Genomic DNA, 14,577 nt, shown 5'->3' on the forward strand with positions numbered 1-14,577 from the left:
ACGGGCTCGGCGGGCACGCTCGGCTCGGCGGGCACGGGCGGCAGCGACGACGCGGCGGTCGTCGCGGTCGAGGCGGGGCGCGGCGCCGATCCGGGGCGGCGCAGGCCGAGCGTGGGCTTCGGCGGCTCGACGAGCGCCGGCGGCTCGGCCGGCGCGGGGGATGCGACGGATGCCGGGGGATCGACGAGCGAGGGCCTCGGCGGCTCGACGAGCGCGGGCGGCTCGGCTGACGGCTCCTGCGCCTGCACGGGCTCCGGTGCTGCTGCCCGGGGCGGCACGGCCGCATCCTCGGGCTTCCTCCTGCTGAACGCGCCTCGGCGCTTCTCCTTCGCCACGGAGCCCACGCTACCGAAGCCGCGCATCCGCCCGAGCACCGTCTCGGGGGATCGCGAGTCGCCATCGCCTGTGCTATCCCGGCGTCGCTACGCTGCACTCGTGAAGGCCATCCGCACGTTCACCGTCCGATCGTCGCTGCCGGAGTCGCTGCGCCCCCTCGAGGCGCTCGCGACGAACCTGCGATGGTCGTGGCACGAGCCCACGCGCGAGCTGTTCCGCGAGGTGTCGCTCGACGCCTGGCGCGGCGCCGGGCACGACCCCATCCAGCTGCTCGGACGCGTCGGCCAGGAGCGCATCGCCGAGCTTGCCGCCGACGAGGGATTCGTCGGCCGCGTGCACGCACTCGCGCAGGACCTCGACGACTACCTCAGCCAGGCGCGCTGGTACCAGTCGCTCGACGGTGCCCCGCGCTCGATCGGCTACTTCTCGCCCGAGTTCGGCATCACGAGCGCCCTGCCGCAGTACTCCGGCGGCCTGGGCATCCTCGCCGGCGACCACCTGAAGGCCGCGAGCGACCTCGGCATCCCCATCGTGGGCGTCGGCCTGTTCTACCAGGCGGGCTACTTCCGCCAGGCGATCTCGAGCGAGGGCTGGCAGCAGGAGTCGTACCCCGTGCTCGACCCCGATGGTCTGCCGCTCACGGTGCTGCGCGGCGACGACGGCGCCCCCGTGCTCGTCACGCTCGCGCTGCCAGGCGGTCGCACGCTGCACGCGCGCATCTGGGAGGCGCGCGTCGGCCGCGTGCCGCTGCTGCTGCTCGACACGAACGTGCGCGACAACGCCCCCGAGCTGCGCGGCGTCGCCGACCGGCTCTACGGCGGCGGCGGCGAGCACCGCCTCGTGCAGGAGCTGCTGCTGGGCATCGGCGGCGTGCGCGCGCTCGCGGCCTACGCCGAGCGCACGGGCGGCGAGATGCCCGAGGTCTACCACTCGAACGAGGGCCACGCGGGCTTCCTGGGGCTCGAGCGCATCGGCGCGCTCGTCGCCGACGGCCTGTCGTTCGCCGAGGCGCTGCGCGTCGTGCGGGCGGGCACGGTCTTCACGACCCACACGCCCGTGCCCGCCGGGATCGACCGGTTCGACGCATCCCTCGTGCGCGCGCACTTCGCCACCGGCGAGCTCGTGCCCGGCATCGACGCCGACGACGTGCTCGCGCTCGGCGCCGAGGCGACCGAGGGCGTGTTCAACATGGCGCACCTCGGCTTCGCGCTCGCGCAGCGCGCCAACGGCGTCTCGAGGCTGCACGGCAGCGTCTCGCGCGAGATGTTCGGCGCGCTGTGGCCGGGCTTCGACGCCGACGACGTGCCGATCGGCTCGGTCACGAACGGCGTGCACGCCGCGACGTGGACGTCGCCGCACCTCAAGCGCCTCGCCGCCGAGGTGCTCGGCGCGAGCGACACGACGAAGGCCGACTGGGGCTCGGAGGCGCTCGCCGACGACATGCTGTGGGCCGTGCGCCGCGACATGCGGCAGCAGCTCGTCACCGAGGCGCGCACGCGCACGCGGCGCCAGCACGAGCGCAACCAGGGCGCCGCGCCGGCGTGGGTCGACCGGCTCCTCGACCCCGACGTGCTCACGATCGGGTTCGCGCGCCGCGTGCCGACGTACAAGCGGCTCACGCTCATGCTCCACGACCGCGAGCGCCTGCGGGCCCTGCTCACGCATCCCGAGCGCCCCGTGCAGCTCGTCATCGCCGGCAAGTCGCACCCTGCCGACGAGCAGGGCAAGCAGCTCATCCAGGAGCTCGTGCGGTTCGGGCAGGACCCGGCGGTGCGCGAGCGCATCGTCTTCCTCGAGGACTACGACATCTCCATGGCGAAGACGCTCTACCCGGGCTGCGACGTGTGGCTCAACAACCCGCTGCGGCCGCTCGAGGCGTGCGGCACGAGCGGCATGAAGGCCGCGCTCAACGGCTCGCTCAACCTGTCGATCCTCGACGGCTGGTGGGACGAGTACCACGACGAGCAGAACGGCTGGGCGATCCCGTCGGCCAACGAGCGCGTGGATGCGGCGACGCGCGACGCGCTCGAGGCGACCGCGCTGTACGACCTCATCGAGCACCAGGTGGCGCCGCGGTTCTACCGCCGCGACGAGCGCGGGCTGCCGCGCGACTGGATCGCCTCGATCCGCCACACGCTCGAGACCATGAGCCCCGAGCTGAGTGCCGAGCGGATGCTGCAGCAGTACGTGCGCGACCTGTACGCGCCCGCCGCGGTGGCAGAGCGCGCCGTGTCGGCCGATGACTACGCGCCTGCGCGCGAGCTCGCGGCGTGGACGGCTCGGGTGCGCGACGCGTTCGGCGGCGTGCGCGTGCTGCACGTCGAGATCGACGGCGTCGACAGCCCGCCGGTCGTGGGCGACTCGATCGACGTGCGCGCCTACGTCGAGCTGGGCACGCTGCAGCCCGACGACGTGCGCGTCGAGGTCGTGGGCGGCCGCATGGGCGACGGCGGCGAGCTCTACGACACGCGCCGCTTCGCGCTGGCGCACGAGGGCGCGTCGGCCTCGGCCGACCGCTTCGCCGCCACGCTGCCGGTGCTGCGCGCCGGCACGTTCGGCTACGCCGTGCGCGTCGTGCCCGCGCACGACCTGCTGTCGTCGCCCGCCGAGCTGGGGCTCGTGGCGGTCGCGGGCTGACGGTCGGGCCGGTCCACCTCGACCGGCGTCAGCCGATCGTCGGCGGCGGGGGAGGCGGCGGCGTCGACCGCGAGCGCATGACCACGAGCTCGGCCTCGGGCTCGCCCGACTCGGGCACGCCATCCACGCGGTACACGCGCAGGCTCATCGGCTGCACCGTCACGGTGTCGCCCGGCACGTGCACCTCGCCGTCGTGGCGGTCGTCGGCGCTCGACCACAGCAGCTCGAAGCCCTCGACGCCGTCGGCGTTCGGCACCGTGACCTGCGCGTCGCGCGGCGAGCCGTGCAGCACGACGAGCACGCGCGAGTACGGCTCGTCGATCGGCGTCGACTCGGCCATGTACTGCACCGTGCGGTCGTGGGCGTGGTCCCAGTCCTCGATCGTCATCGGTGCACCGAACGCGTTGAACCACTCCATCTGGCTCGACCCGGCGACGCGGAGGTCATCGCGGCCGAACTCGAGCGGACGCAGCGCCGGATGCTCGCGGCGCAGGCGGATGAGCCTGCGCGTCTGCTCGAGGAACTCGTCCTGCCACGGCTTGCGCAGCCACGGCATCCACGTGAGCGCCGAGTCGATGCAGTACGCGTTGTTGTTGCCGCGCTGCGTGCGGCCGAACTCGTCGCCCGCCGTGATCATGGGGATGCCCGCCGACACGAGCAGCGTGCCGAGCACGTTGCGCATCGAGCGGCGGCGATCGAGCTGCACGTCGACGTCCTCGGTGCGGCCCTCGACGCCGTGGTTGTACGAGCGGTTGTCGCTCGTGCCGTCGCGGTTGTCCTCGCCGTTCGCGAGGTTGTGCTTCTCGTCGTACCGCACGAGGTCGGTGAGCGTGAAGCCGTCGTGCGCGGTCACGAGGTTGACGCTCGCGAGCGGGCCGCGGCGGCCGGTGAACGACCCCTGGCTGCCCGAGATCGCATGCGCGATGGGTCCGACCGACGTCGTCGCAGCATCCCCGTGCCGCAGCCTGCGGTGGTCGGCGAGCCAGAACTCGCGCACGCGGTCGCGGTAGCCGTCGTTCCACTCGCTCCAGCCGTCGCCGAACTGGCCGACCTGCCAGCCGCCCATGCCGACGTCCCACGGCTCGGCGATCATCTTCACGCCGCGCAGCGTCGGATCGGTCGCGATCGCGCGCAGCAGGGGGTGGTCGGGGGAGAACGACGCATCCTCGCCGCGTCCGAGCGTGACGGCGAGGTCGAAGCGGAACCCGTCGATCTGCACGTCGTGCGCCCAGTACCGCAGGCTGTCGAGCACGAGCGCCTGCGCAGCGGGCAGCGAGTAGTCGACGGTGTTGCCGCAGCCCGTGACGTCGATGTAGTGGCCCTCGTCGGTCTGCCGGTAGTACGAGGCGTCGTCGATGAGGCGCAGGCTCTGCGCGGGGCCGCCGGGGCCCTCCTCGGCCGTGTGGTTGTAGACGACGTCGAGGTAGACCTCGAGGCCTGCCTCGTGCAGCAGGCGCACCATGCCCTTGACCTCGCGCAGCACGCCGCCCGTGCCGTCGAGCCGGTTGGCGCGCGACGCGTAGTCGCTGTGCGGCGTGAGCCACGAGAGCGTGTTGTAGCCCCAGTAGTTCACGCGACCCTGGCCGAGCAGCCGCTGCTCGGAGAGGAAGTAGTGGATGGGCAGCAGCTGCACCGCCGTGACGCCGAGGTCCTTGAGGTAGGCGATGGTGCTGGGATGCGCGAGGCCCGCGTACGTGCCGCGCAGCTCGGCGGGCATGTGGGGCGAGAGGCGCGTGAGGCCCTTGACGTGCGCCTCGTAGATGACGGTCTCGTCGAGCGGCGTCGCCGGGCGCCTCGAGTCGCCCCAGTCGAAGGTCGAGTCGATGACCGTCGCGCGATGGTCGCCCGAGCGGGTGCGCTGGATGCCCTTCGCATGCGGCGGCAGCGCGTGCCTGCTGGGGTCGAAGCGATGCGTGGGGCCGCTCGGGCCGTCGACGCCGATCGCGTACGCGACGCCCGGCTGCAGCAGGTCGGACTCGACGCTCCACACGTCGCCGTCGTGCCGCACCATCGGCACGCGGTGGGTGACGAGGTCGAGGTCGTGCGCGTCGAAGATGCGCAGCTCCATCGACGTCGCGTTGCGCGACCACACGCGCAGGCTGTGGCCCTGCTCGGTCTGACGGAGACCGAGGTCTCCGACGAACCCATCCATGCTCCATAGGCTAGGCGACGCCATGCGGTACCTCGACCACGCTGCCACGACGCCCCTGCGGCCGTCGGTGCTCGCAGCCATGGCCGAGGCGCCCGCGCTCGCGAATCCCGCATCCACGCATCGTGCGGGCCAGCGGGCGGCGGCGCTGCTCGAGGAGGCGCGCGAGCGCATCGCCGAGGCGCTCGACGCGCACCCCACCGAGGTCGTGCTGACGTCGGGCGGCACGGAGTCGACGAACCTCGCGCTGCAGGGCATCGCGAGGGTGCGGCCCGGTGCGCTCGTCGTGCCCGATGGCGAGCATCACGCGACGCTCGACACCGCCGAGGCGCTCGCGGCCGCGGGGCGCGAGGTGCGGTGGGTGCCGATCTCGTCGTCGGCGGTCGTGGACGCGTCTGCCTTCGCTCTGGCGTTGGAGGGGGCGGCGCTCGCGACCACGATCTGGGTGTCGAACGAGATCGGCACGGTGCAGGACGTGGCTCTGCTCGGTTCACTGGCTGCTGCCGCAGGCGTGCCGATGCACGTGGATGCGGTGCAGGCGCTCGGACACGTGCCGCTGTCGGCGCGATCGCTCGGACTGGGCGCCGCGGGGGTCACGACCATCGGGCTCTCGGCGCACAAGGTCGGCGGCCCCGTCGGCGTCGGCGTGCTGCTCGTCGCGCGCGACGCGCCGATCGCGCCCATCGTGCACGGCGGCGGGCAGCAGCGCGGGCTGCGCTCGGGCACGCAGGACGTGCTCGGCGTCCACCTCGCGTCGATCGCGATCGCGGAGGCGGTGGACGAGCTCGCGTCGGAGTCCGCGCGTCTGGCTGCGCTGCGGGATCGGGTGCTCGCGGCGGGGACTGCGGTGCCGGGCGTGCGGGCGACGGCTGCGGGCGTCGAGTGCGCACCGCACATCGCGCACCTGGCCCTCGCCGACGTCGATGCCGAGACCGTCGTCTTCGCGCTCGACCGGCTCGGCTTCGCGGTGTCGAACGGCTCCGCCTGCACCGCGGGCGTGCAGGAGCCGTCGCACGTGCTGCGGGCGATGGGCCTCGGTCACCTTGCGCCGCTGCGCGTCTCGCTCGGCCGTACGACGACCGCCGACGACGTCGACGCGCTGTGCGCCGCCCTCCCGCCAGCGATCGCGACGGCGCGCGCGGCGTCGGCGTAGGCAGCGCCTCCGCTCGCCGCGTCCGTGACTGGTCACAGATGCACGTGACTGGTCGCAGTTGCACGTGACCGGTCGCAGATGCGCGCATGACTGGTCGCTATTGCACCGAAACTGCGACCAGCGTGGTGCAACTGTGACCAGTCCTGGCTTCGGAGGGACGCGCGCGGCTCGGTACCGTGGAGGCATGCAGGTGCTCGCAGCGATGTCGGGCGGCGTCGACTCCGCCGTCGCCGCTGCGCGCGCCGTCGAGGCCGGCCACGACGTCGTGGGCGTGCACCTCGCCCTCAACCGCAACGCGGGCACGCTGCGCACCGGATCCCGCGGCTGCTGCACCGTCGAGGACGCGATGGATGCGCGCCGTGTCGCCGACCGCCTCGGCATCCCCTTCTACGTGTGGGACTTCTCGGAGCGGTTCCAGGAGGAGGTCGTCGACGACTTCCTCGGCGAGTACGCCGCCGGCCGCACCCCGAACCCGTGCCTGCGCTGCAACGAGCGGATCAAGTTCGCCGCGCTGCTCGACCGGGCGATCGGGCTCGGCTTCGACCGCGTCGCCACCGGCCACTACGCGCGCGTGGTCGATACGGCATCCGGCCCCGAGCTGCACCGCGCCGCCGACTGGGCGAAGGACCAGTCGTACGTGCTCGGCGTGCTTGACGCCGAGCAGCTCGCGCACTGCATGTTCCCGCTCGCCGACACCCCGTCGAAGGCCGAGGTGCGTGCCGAGGCCGAGCGCCGCGGCTTCACCGTGGCGTCGAAGCCCGACAGCCACGACATCTGCTTCATTCCCGACGGCGACACGCGCGGCTTCCTCGCGGAGCGGCTGGGGGATGCGCCGGGCGCGATCGTCGAGCGCGACGGCACGGTGGTCGGCGAGCACGCCGGCGCGCACGGCTTCACCGTCGGGCAGCGTCGCGGCCTGCACCTGGGCGTGCCGAGCCCCGACGGGCGCCCGCGCTTCGTGCTCGAGGTCAAGCCGGCGACGCGCGAGGTCGTCGTGGGTCCGCGCGAGGCGCTCGCGGTCGTGGAGCTCGGCGGCCGCCGCATCTCGTGGGCGGGGGAGCAGCACCCTGGCCTGGCGAACGGTCTCGCGGTCGAGGTGCAGATCCGCGCGCACGCCGACCCGGTGCCCGCGACCGCATCCCTCGTCGGGGCTGAGCTCGTCGTGCGCGTCGAGGAGCCGCTCTCTGGCGTCGCGACCGGCCAGTCGGCCGTGCTGTACCTCGGCACGCGCGTGCTCGGCCAGTGCACGATCGACCGCACGGTCGCCGCGGAGCCCGCGCCTGTCTGACGCTCGCGGCTGCCCTGGATCATGACTGGTCGCAGTTGCACCACACTGGTCGCAATTTCGCTGCAATGGCGACCAGTCATGCGTGCATCTGCGACCAGTCGCGTGCATCGCTGACCAGTCGAGGTGCAACTGCGACCAGTCCCGGCCCGACATCGGCGCGGGCGTCGCAAGGGGCCGGATGCGTGTGGGCGGATGACGGCAGGATGGGGGCATGACGACGACGCTCGACGCGGCCAACGACCGCGCACAGCAGCTCCGCGAGCAGATCGAGCGAGCACGCGACGCCTACTACCAGCAGGACGCGCAGGTGCTCTCCGACGCCGAGTACGACGCGCTCGTGCACGAGCTCGAGGCGCTCGAGGCCGAGCATCCCGAGCTGCAGTCGCAGGACTCGCCGACGCAGACCGTCGGCGGCACCGTCTCCGCGCTCTTCGACCCCGTCACGCACGCCGAGCGGATGCTGAGCCTCGACAACGTCTTCTCGATCGACGAGCTGCGCGAGTGGGCGGCCAAGACCGTGACCTCGGCCGGCCGCGAGGGCGCGTGGCTGTGCGAGCTGAAGATCGACGGCCTCGCGATCGCGCTGCGCTACGAGCACGGCACGCTCGTGTCGGCGGCGACGCGCGGCGACGGCCGCGTGGGCGAGGACGTCACCGAGAACGCGCTGCGCGTCGCGGGCATCCCGCGCGAGCTCTCGGGCACGGGCCATCCCGCGCTCGTCGAGGTGCGCGGCGAGGTCTTCATCCCGTCGGCCGAGTTCGAGGCGCTCAACCAGCTGCAGGAGCGGTTGCGCGCGCGCCAGCTCGACCTCACGCGCGAGCGGTGGGCATCACGCCCCGAGGCGAGCCGCGGCGAGTTCGACGAGCAGAAGGCCATCGACTCGGCGCTGCGCCGCTTCCCGGCGTTCGCGAACCCGCGCAACGCCGCATCCGGAGGCCTGCGCCAGCAGCTCGACAAGAAGGACGGCCTCGACCGCGAGGCCGGCGACGCGCGCGTGCAGGCGCTGCGCCTCTACGTGCACGGCATCGGCGCGTGGCAGGACCCGCCCGTCGCGACGCAGTCCGAGGTCTACGGCCTCCTCGCCGGCTGGGGTCTGCCCACGAGCCCGTACCTGCGCGTCGTCGACGACGTGGATGGCGTGGTCGAGTTCGTCGAGCAGTACGGTCGCGAGCGGCACTCGGTCGAGCACGAGATCGACGGCATCGTCATCAAGGTCGACGAGCTCGCGCTGCACGACGAGCTCGGTGCCACGAGCCGCGCGCCGCGCTGGGCCATCGCGTACAAGTACCCGCCCGAGGAGGTGCACACCAAGCTGGTCGACATCGTCGTGAGCGTGGGCCGCACCGGCCGGGCGACGCCGTTCGCGATGATGGAGCCCGTCAAGGTCTCGGGCTCGGTCGTGCGGCAGGCGACGCTGCACAACCAGGACGTCGTGGTCGCGAAGGGCGTGCTCATCGGCGACACCGTCGTGCTGCGCAAGGCCGGCGACGTCATCCCCGAGGTGCTCGGCCCCGTGGCCGAGCTGCGCGACGGCTCCGAGCGCGCCTTCGTGATGCCGAAGGAGTGCCCCGACTGCGGCACCGAGCTGCGCCCCATGAAGGAGGGCGACATCGACCTGCGCTGCCCCAACGCGCGGTCGTGCCCCGCGCAGGTGCGCGGTCGCGTCGAGCACATCGGCAGCCGCGGCGCCCTCGACGTCGAGGCGCTCGGCGAGGTCACCGCGGCCGCGCTGACGCAGCCCGAGGTGCCCGCCGAGCCGCCGCTCGAGACCGAGGCGGGCCTGTTCGGCATCACGCTCGAGCAGCTCGTGCCGATCGAGGTCGTCGTGCGCGACGGCGAGACGGGCGAGCCCAAGCGCGACCCGAAGACCGACGAGATCGTGCGCCGCGCGCCGTTCCAGCGCAACCCGACCGCCGCCGAGCGCAAGGAGGGGCTCGAGGGCAAGCAACCGTCGAAGCAGGCGCTCACGCTCGTCGCCGAGCTCGAGCGCGCCAAGACCGCCGACCTGTGGCGCCAGCTCGTGAGCCTCAACATCCGCCACGTCGGCCCCGTCGCGTCGCGGGCGCTCGCCGGCTGGTTCGGCTCGCTGCAGGCGATCGAGGACGCGACGCGCGAGCAGCTCGCCGAGGTCGAGGGCGTCGGCCCGATCATCGCCGACGCCTTCAAGGACTGGCTCGAGGTCGACTGGCACCGCGAGATCGTGGCGCAGTGGCGTGCCGACGGCGTGCGCTTCGCGACGCCCGACCACCCCGGACCGGGCGCCGCCGCTGCCGCGGGCGGCGTGCTCGCGGGCCTCACGGTCGTCGCGACGGGATCGCTCGAGGGCTACAGCCGCGAGGGCGCGCAGGAGGCGATCATGAGCGCCGGCGGCAAGGCCGCGTCGAGCGTGTCGAAGAAGACCGACTACGTCGCCGCGGGTCCGGGCGCCGGATCGAAGCTCACGAAGGCCGAGACGCTCGGCGTGCGCATCATCGACGCCGCGCAGTTCCACCTGCTCGTGACCGAGGGGCCGGATGCGATCGCGCTGCCCGACGAGGCGGGCGAGGCCGACGCAGCGTCCACGACCGACGAGGAGGCCTGATGGACGCCATCGCCCTGCTGCACGAGCTCTACGGCCGCATCCCCGGCGAGGTGCGCCGCGCCGTCGAGGGCCTCACGCCCGAGCAGCTCGTCGCGCGCCCCGCCGATGGCGCGAACACCATCGGCTGGCTCGTGTGGCACCTCACGCGCGTGCAGGACCACCACGTGTCCGAGCTGCTCGACGAGCCCCAGCTGTGGCAGTCGGGCGACTGGGCCGCGTCGTTCGGCCTCGACGCCGACCCGCACGACACGGGCTACGGGCACGACGCCGCCGACGTCGCCCGCGTGCGCCCCGCATCCGCCGACGCCGCGCTCGCGTACTTCGACGCCGTGCACGCTCGCACGACGGCCTACCTCGCGACGCTCGCCCCCGCCGACCTCGACCGCGTCGTCGACGAGCGGTGGGATCCTCCCGTCACGCTCGGCGTACGGCTCGTGAGCATCGCCGACGACGACGTGCAGCACGCCGGCCAGGCCGCCTACGCGCGGGGGCTGCTGGGCGCATGATCCGCCGCCTCGCGATCGACGGGTACCGGTCGATCCGGTCGCTCGTCGTCGACCTCGGCGACCTCACGGTCGTCACGGGCGCCAACGGCAGCGGCAAGTCGAACCTCTACCGCGCGCTGCGACTGCTCGCCGACTGCGGCGAGGGTCGCATCATCGGCTCGCTCGCGGCCGTCGGCGGCATGGATGCCGTGCGCTGGGCCGGCCCCGAGCAGGGCTCGAGCCGCGGCCGCGCCGTGCAGGGCACCGTGCGCTCGGGGCCCGTCGCGCTGCGGCTGGGCGTCGCGACCGACGAGCTCGGCTACGCCATCGATCTCGGCATCCCCGTCGCCGCGCGCAGCGCCTTCGACCTCGATCCCGAGATCAAGCAGGAGCACGTCTTCGCCGGGCTCGATCCGCGACCGGCGGGCGTGCTCGTCGAGCGCGTGCGGGGCCTCGCCCGCATGCGCGGCGACGACGGCTGGCAGCAGCTCGCCACGAACATGCATCCGTGGGCGTCGGTGCTCGACGAGCTCGCCGGCCACGAGGAGGCCGCCGAGCTCGCGGGCACCAGACGCATGCTGCGCGGCTGGCGGTTCCACGACGCCCTGCGCACCGACCGTTCCGCGCCCGCGCGACAGACGCAAGTCGCGACGCGCGCCGTGCGGCTCGACGACGACGGGGCGAACCTGGCCGCCGTGCTGCAGACGGCGATCGAGGCCGGCTGGGATCGCGAGGTGCACGCCGCGATCGACCGCGCGTTCCCCGGATCGCGGCTGCGCCTGCCGATGGCCGACGGCCGCATGAGCGTCTCGCTCGAGCAGCCCGGCCTCTTGCGTCCGCTCGCGGCGCCCGAGCTCTCCGACGGCACGCTGCAGTACCTGCTGCTCGTCGCCGCGCTGCTGTCGGCCGAGAAGCCGAGCCTCGTCGTGCTGAACGAGCCCGAGCGCAGCCTGCACGTCGACCTCGTCGAGCCGCTCGCCGCGCTCGTGCGGCAGGCCGCCGAGGCGACGCAGGTCGTGGTCGTCACGCACCAGCAGCGGCTGGCGGATGCGCTCGGCGGCACGCGCGTCGAGCTCGAGAAGCACGACGGCGAGACGCTCGTCGCCGGCCGCGAGGGGCCGCTCGACCGACCGGCCTGGCACTGGCCGAAGCGCTGACGGCCCGTAGCGTGGAGCGCATGAGCGTCCACGCGAGCGTCAGCGCAGCCTTCGGCACGCACGTCACGATCGACGGCACCGACTCCATCCATGCATACGCGCTCGTCTGGTGGGCGCGCGTGCACGGGCCGGAGGGCGATGTCCCCGCGGTCGTGAAGCGCACCTGGGGCTCGGGGCAGCATGCCCTCGAGGCGTGGCAGCGGGCGCTCGTGGCGCGCGGCATCCGCACGGTCGAGCCGCTGCTGTCGCCCGTCGCGGTGCAGGTCGACGGCGACGACGAGGCGCGCACCGAACGGTGGGTCGCGTACCCGCGGCTCCACGGACGCGGCTGGGACGGATCCGTCGACGACGTCCGGGCGGCCGGCAGGCTGCTGGGCGCCATGCACGCCGCATCCGCCGACCTGGTCGTCGACGACTTCCCCGCCTTCGAGTGGGGATCGGATGCGCCGGCGTCGATCGCCGACGACGTCGAGGCCGTCCGTGCGTCCGCCGCGGAGCATTGGCCGAGCGCCGACCCTGCCGCATGGATCGCGGCGCTGCGCCGATTCCCGACGACGCTCGCGACCGTGCGAGACGCCGCGCTGCCGCTCATGCCCTGCTCGCTCGACCACCGTGCCGCGAACCTGCTCTTCGATGCCGAAGGTGCGCTGACGTTCGACCTCGAGAACGCTGCGCTGGCACCGCGGATCCTCGACCTCGCGGTCGCGGTGCTGCTGTTCCCGCTCGAGGACGCGGGCTCGGCGGGGCGGTCGCTCTCACGAGACGAGTGGCGCGCGTTCCTCGCCGCCTACCTCGAGCGAGCGCCTCGGCTCACGAGCCTCGAGCGCGACCTGTGGCCGATGGCGGTCGAGTACATGCGGCTGGAATGGGGCACGTGGCACCTGACCGAGGGCGTCGAGCCCGAGCCGGCGAACCTCGGCTACCTCGAGGACCTGCTCACGCTCGACGGCGACCGGTACGCCCTGCCCTGAGGTCGCGGCGCGACTGCGTCAAGGCCGCGCGCGCCGAACGGCATCGCCGTAGCGTCGCGGAGATGGCAACGCATCGACATGACGTCCTGGTGATCGGCGCCGGCAACGGCGGACTCGCGACGGCGGCACGGCTGCGACGCAAGGGGTGCCCTGACGTCGGGCTCGTCGAACCGTCGACGCGGCACGTGTACAAGCCGCTGCAGAACTACGTGGGCCTCGGCCTCGCGGATGCGAGCGAGCTCGAGCGCCCGCAGGCCGACCTCATCCCCGATGGCGTGACGTGGCATCGCACGGCGGCGGTCGCGATCGATCCCGTGACGCGCGTCGTGACGTGCGCGGACGGCACCGAGGTCGCGGGCGCCGACGTCGTGCTGGCGCCCGGCATGGCGATCGACTGGGATGCGATCCCCGGCGCGGCCGAGGCGCTGCAGCAGGGCTGGGCCATCTCGACGTTCGACGACGCGCTGCTCGATCGCGCATGGGAGCGCATCCGCACGATGCAGCGCGGCACCGCGATCTTCACCCTGCACGGCCAGCCTGCGTCGGGCCGCGAGACGGCGATGAAGCCGCTGCTGCTCGCGTGCGACCTCTGGCGACGCACGGGCGTGCTCGACGCCATCGACGTCACGCTCGTGCACGACGAGCCGCAGCTGCACGCGATCGCGGCGATCGACGCCGAATGGCGCAGGCACCTCGACGACCTCGGCGTCGAGGTGCGGCTCGGCACACGCGTCGCGGCGATCGAGGGCGACGAGGTCGTGCTCGCGACCGATGGCGTCGAGACGCGGCAGCACGTCGACCTGCTGCACCTGCTGCCGCCCTACGTCGCCTCGCCGCTCGTCGCGGCATCCGGGCTCGATGCCCCGAGCACCGACGGCTTCGCCGACGTCGACCCCGAGACGCTGCGGCACCGCACGCATCCGCGCATCTGGACGATCGGCGACACCGCCGCGCTCGGCGACGCGCGCACGGGCGGGGCGCTGCGGCACCAGACGCGCATCGTGGTGGAGAACATCCGCCGCCAGCGTGCCGGCGACGACCTCGACCGGTACGACGGCTACACGGTCGCACCGGTCGCGACCGCGAAGGGCCGCCTCTCGTTCGCGGAGTACGACCGCAGCGGTTCGCTGCGCAGGTCGCTGCCCGCGCGCGTCCGCGACGAGCTGCGCGCCCACCGCGCCTGGTACGTGCTCGACCGGCACGTGCTGCCGCGGCTCTACTGGCGCGGCATCGTGCGCGGCCGCGCCTGACCGTCGATGCGCCTGACCGTCGATGCGCCTGACCGTCGACGCCCCTGAGCGCCGAGGCACCGCGCGCGATCGCTAGCCTGGCGGCACCGAAGGAAGGTGCCCGCGTGGCCGACATCGACATCCGCCCCCTGCCCGCCATGCGCATCGCCGCGGCGACCGACGTCGTGCCCGTCGATGCCGTCGCGGGCGTCGTCGAGGCGCTGTTCCAGGAGGTGCAGGCCGTCTTCGGGCATGCGCCGGGTGCGCAGGACGTGCCGATCGCGACGTACGCGTTCGACGGCGACCGCATGCGCGTCGCCGCCGGGTACCTCGTGGGCATGCTCGTGCCGGAGGGGCTCGAGGACGTCGAGCTCGACGCCGAGGAGCAGGTGGCGACGCTCGAGCACCACGGCCCGATGGCGGGCGTGACGGCGACGTGGGAGGCGCTGCACGGTGCGATCGCCGAGCGCGGCCTCGTGCCGAGCGGCGTCGCCCGCGAGCGGTACGTGCGCGCCGCCTCCGCGGATCAGGCCGACTGGATCGTCGAGCTGCAGCAGCCGGTGCGCCCCGCCTGAGTCGGTGGCCTGCGAG

10 protein-coding genes are annotated in these 14,577 nt (G+C 73.5%); 9 read left to right on the forward strand and 1 reads right to left on the reverse strand.

What is annotated here, in order from left to right:
- Positions 1–435 precede the first annotated feature (435 nt).
- On the forward strand, positions 436–2,973 hold the full coding sequence (gene glgP / locus BLQ67_RS14640) for an alpha-glucan family phosphorylase (protein WP_092506274.1): 2,538 nt from the start codon (positions 436–438) through the stop codon (positions 2,971–2,973).
- A gap of 28 nt (positions 2,974–3,001) precedes the next feature.
- Here the strand turns inward: glgP and glgX are convergent, their stop codons facing one another.
- On the reverse strand, positions 3,002–5,125 hold the full coding sequence (gene glgX / locus BLQ67_RS14645) for a glycogen debranching protein GlgX (protein ID WP_092506276.1): 2,124 nt from the start codon (positions 5,123–5,125) through the stop codon (positions 3,002–3,004).
- Positions 5,126–5,147: 22 nt separating this feature from the next.
- Here glgX and BLQ67_RS14650 point away from each other — a divergent pair, with 22 nt between their 5' ends.
- The 8 genes from BLQ67_RS14650 (at position 5,148) to BLQ67_RS14680 (ending at position 14,561) form a co-directional block, all read left to right on the forward strand.
- Positions 5,148–6,275 carry a cysteine desulfurase family protein gene (locus BLQ67_RS14650; protein ID WP_092506278.1) on the forward strand — a complete coding sequence of 376 codons (1,128 nt, stop codon included), beginning with the start codon at positions 5,148–5,150 and terminating at the stop codon, positions 6,273–6,275.
- 184 nt (positions 6,276–6,459) lie between these two features.
- The gene (gene mnmA, locus BLQ67_RS14655; RefSeq protein ID WP_092506280.1) at positions 6,460–7,563 is read left to right on the forward strand and encodes a tRNA 2-thiouridine(34) synthase MnmA; all 1,104 of its coding nucleotides are present in this window, start codon (positions 6,460–6,462) and stop codon (positions 7,561–7,563) included.
- A 211-nt stretch (positions 7,564–7,774) separates the two neighbouring features.
- Positions 7,775–10,144: an NAD-dependent DNA ligase LigA gene (ligA, locus tag BLQ67_RS14660; RefSeq protein WP_092506282.1), complete on the forward strand. Its 2,370-nt coding sequence runs from the start codon at positions 7,775–7,777 to the stop codon at positions 10,142–10,144.
- Entirely contained in the window at positions 10,144–10,650 is a 507-nt protein-coding gene (locus BLQ67_RS14665) for a mycothiol transferase (RefSeq protein WP_092506284.1), read from the forward strand. Before ligA ends, BLQ67_RS14665 begins: the two co-directional genes overlap by 1 nt.
- Positions 10,647–11,786, forward strand: coding sequence for an AAA family ATPase (locus BLQ67_RS14670; protein ID WP_092506286.1), 1,140 nt, complete (start codon positions 10,647–10,649; stop codon positions 11,784–11,786). The genes BLQ67_RS14665 and BLQ67_RS14670 overlap by 4 nt, the downstream gene beginning before the upstream one ends.
- A gap of 20 nt (positions 11,787–11,806) precedes the next feature.
- On the forward strand, positions 11,807–12,757 hold the full coding sequence (locus BLQ67_RS16520) for a phosphotransferase enzyme family protein (RefSeq protein WP_157674866.1): 951 nt from the start codon (positions 11,807–11,809) through the stop codon (positions 12,755–12,757).
- Between the two features lie 62 nt (positions 12,758–12,819).
- A complete protein-coding gene (locus tag BLQ67_RS14675; protein WP_157674867.1) occupies positions 12,820–14,007 on the forward strand; it encodes an NAD(P)/FAD-dependent oxidoreductase in 1,188 nt (395 codons plus the stop codon).
- Between the two features lie 104 nt (positions 14,008–14,111).
- The gene (locus tag BLQ67_RS14680) at positions 14,112–14,561 is read left to right on the forward strand and encodes a GyrI-like domain-containing protein (RefSeq protein WP_092506290.1); all 450 of its coding nucleotides are present in this window, start codon (positions 14,112–14,114) and stop codon (positions 14,559–14,561) included.
- Positions 14,562–14,577 lie beyond the last annotated feature (16 nt).

This window comes from Agrococcus jejuensis (assembly GCF_900099705.1).
In the GTDB taxonomy this organism is placed as follows: domain Bacteria; phylum Actinomycetota; class Actinomycetes; order Actinomycetales; family Microbacteriaceae; genus Agrococcus; species Agrococcus jejuensis.

Bases quoted from the DNA above. Each gene is read 5' to 3' on its own strand.
- ligA (WP_092506282.1), top strand. From the start codon at position 7,775: ATGACGACGACGCTCGACGCGGCCAACGACCGCGCACAGCAGCTCCGC.
- mnmA (WP_092506280.1), top strand. From the start codon at position 6,460: ATGCAGGTGCTCGCAGCGATGTCGGGCGGCGTCGACTCCGCCGTCGCC.
- glgX (WP_092506276.1), bottom strand. From the start codon at position 5,125: ATGGATGGGTTCGTCGGAGACCTCGGTCTCCGTCAGACCGAGCAGGGC.
- BLQ67_RS14675 (WP_157674867.1), top strand. From the start codon at position 12,820: ATGGCAACGCATCGACATGACGTCCTGGTGATCGGCGCCGGCAACGGC.
- BLQ67_RS16520 (WP_157674866.1), top strand. From the start codon at position 11,807: ATGAGCGTCCACGCGAGCGTCAGCGCAGCCTTCGGCACGCACGTCACG.
- BLQ67_RS14650 (WP_092506278.1), top strand. From the start codon at position 5,148: ATGCGGTACCTCGACCACGCTGCCACGACGCCCCTGCGGCCGTCGGTG.
- BLQ67_RS14670 (WP_092506286.1), top strand. From the start codon at position 10,647: ATGATCCGCCGCCTCGCGATCGACGGGTACCGGTCGATCCGGTCGCTC.
- BLQ67_RS14665 (WP_092506284.1), top strand. From the start codon at position 10,144: ATGGACGCCATCGCCCTGCTGCACGAGCTCTACGGCCGCATCCCCGGC.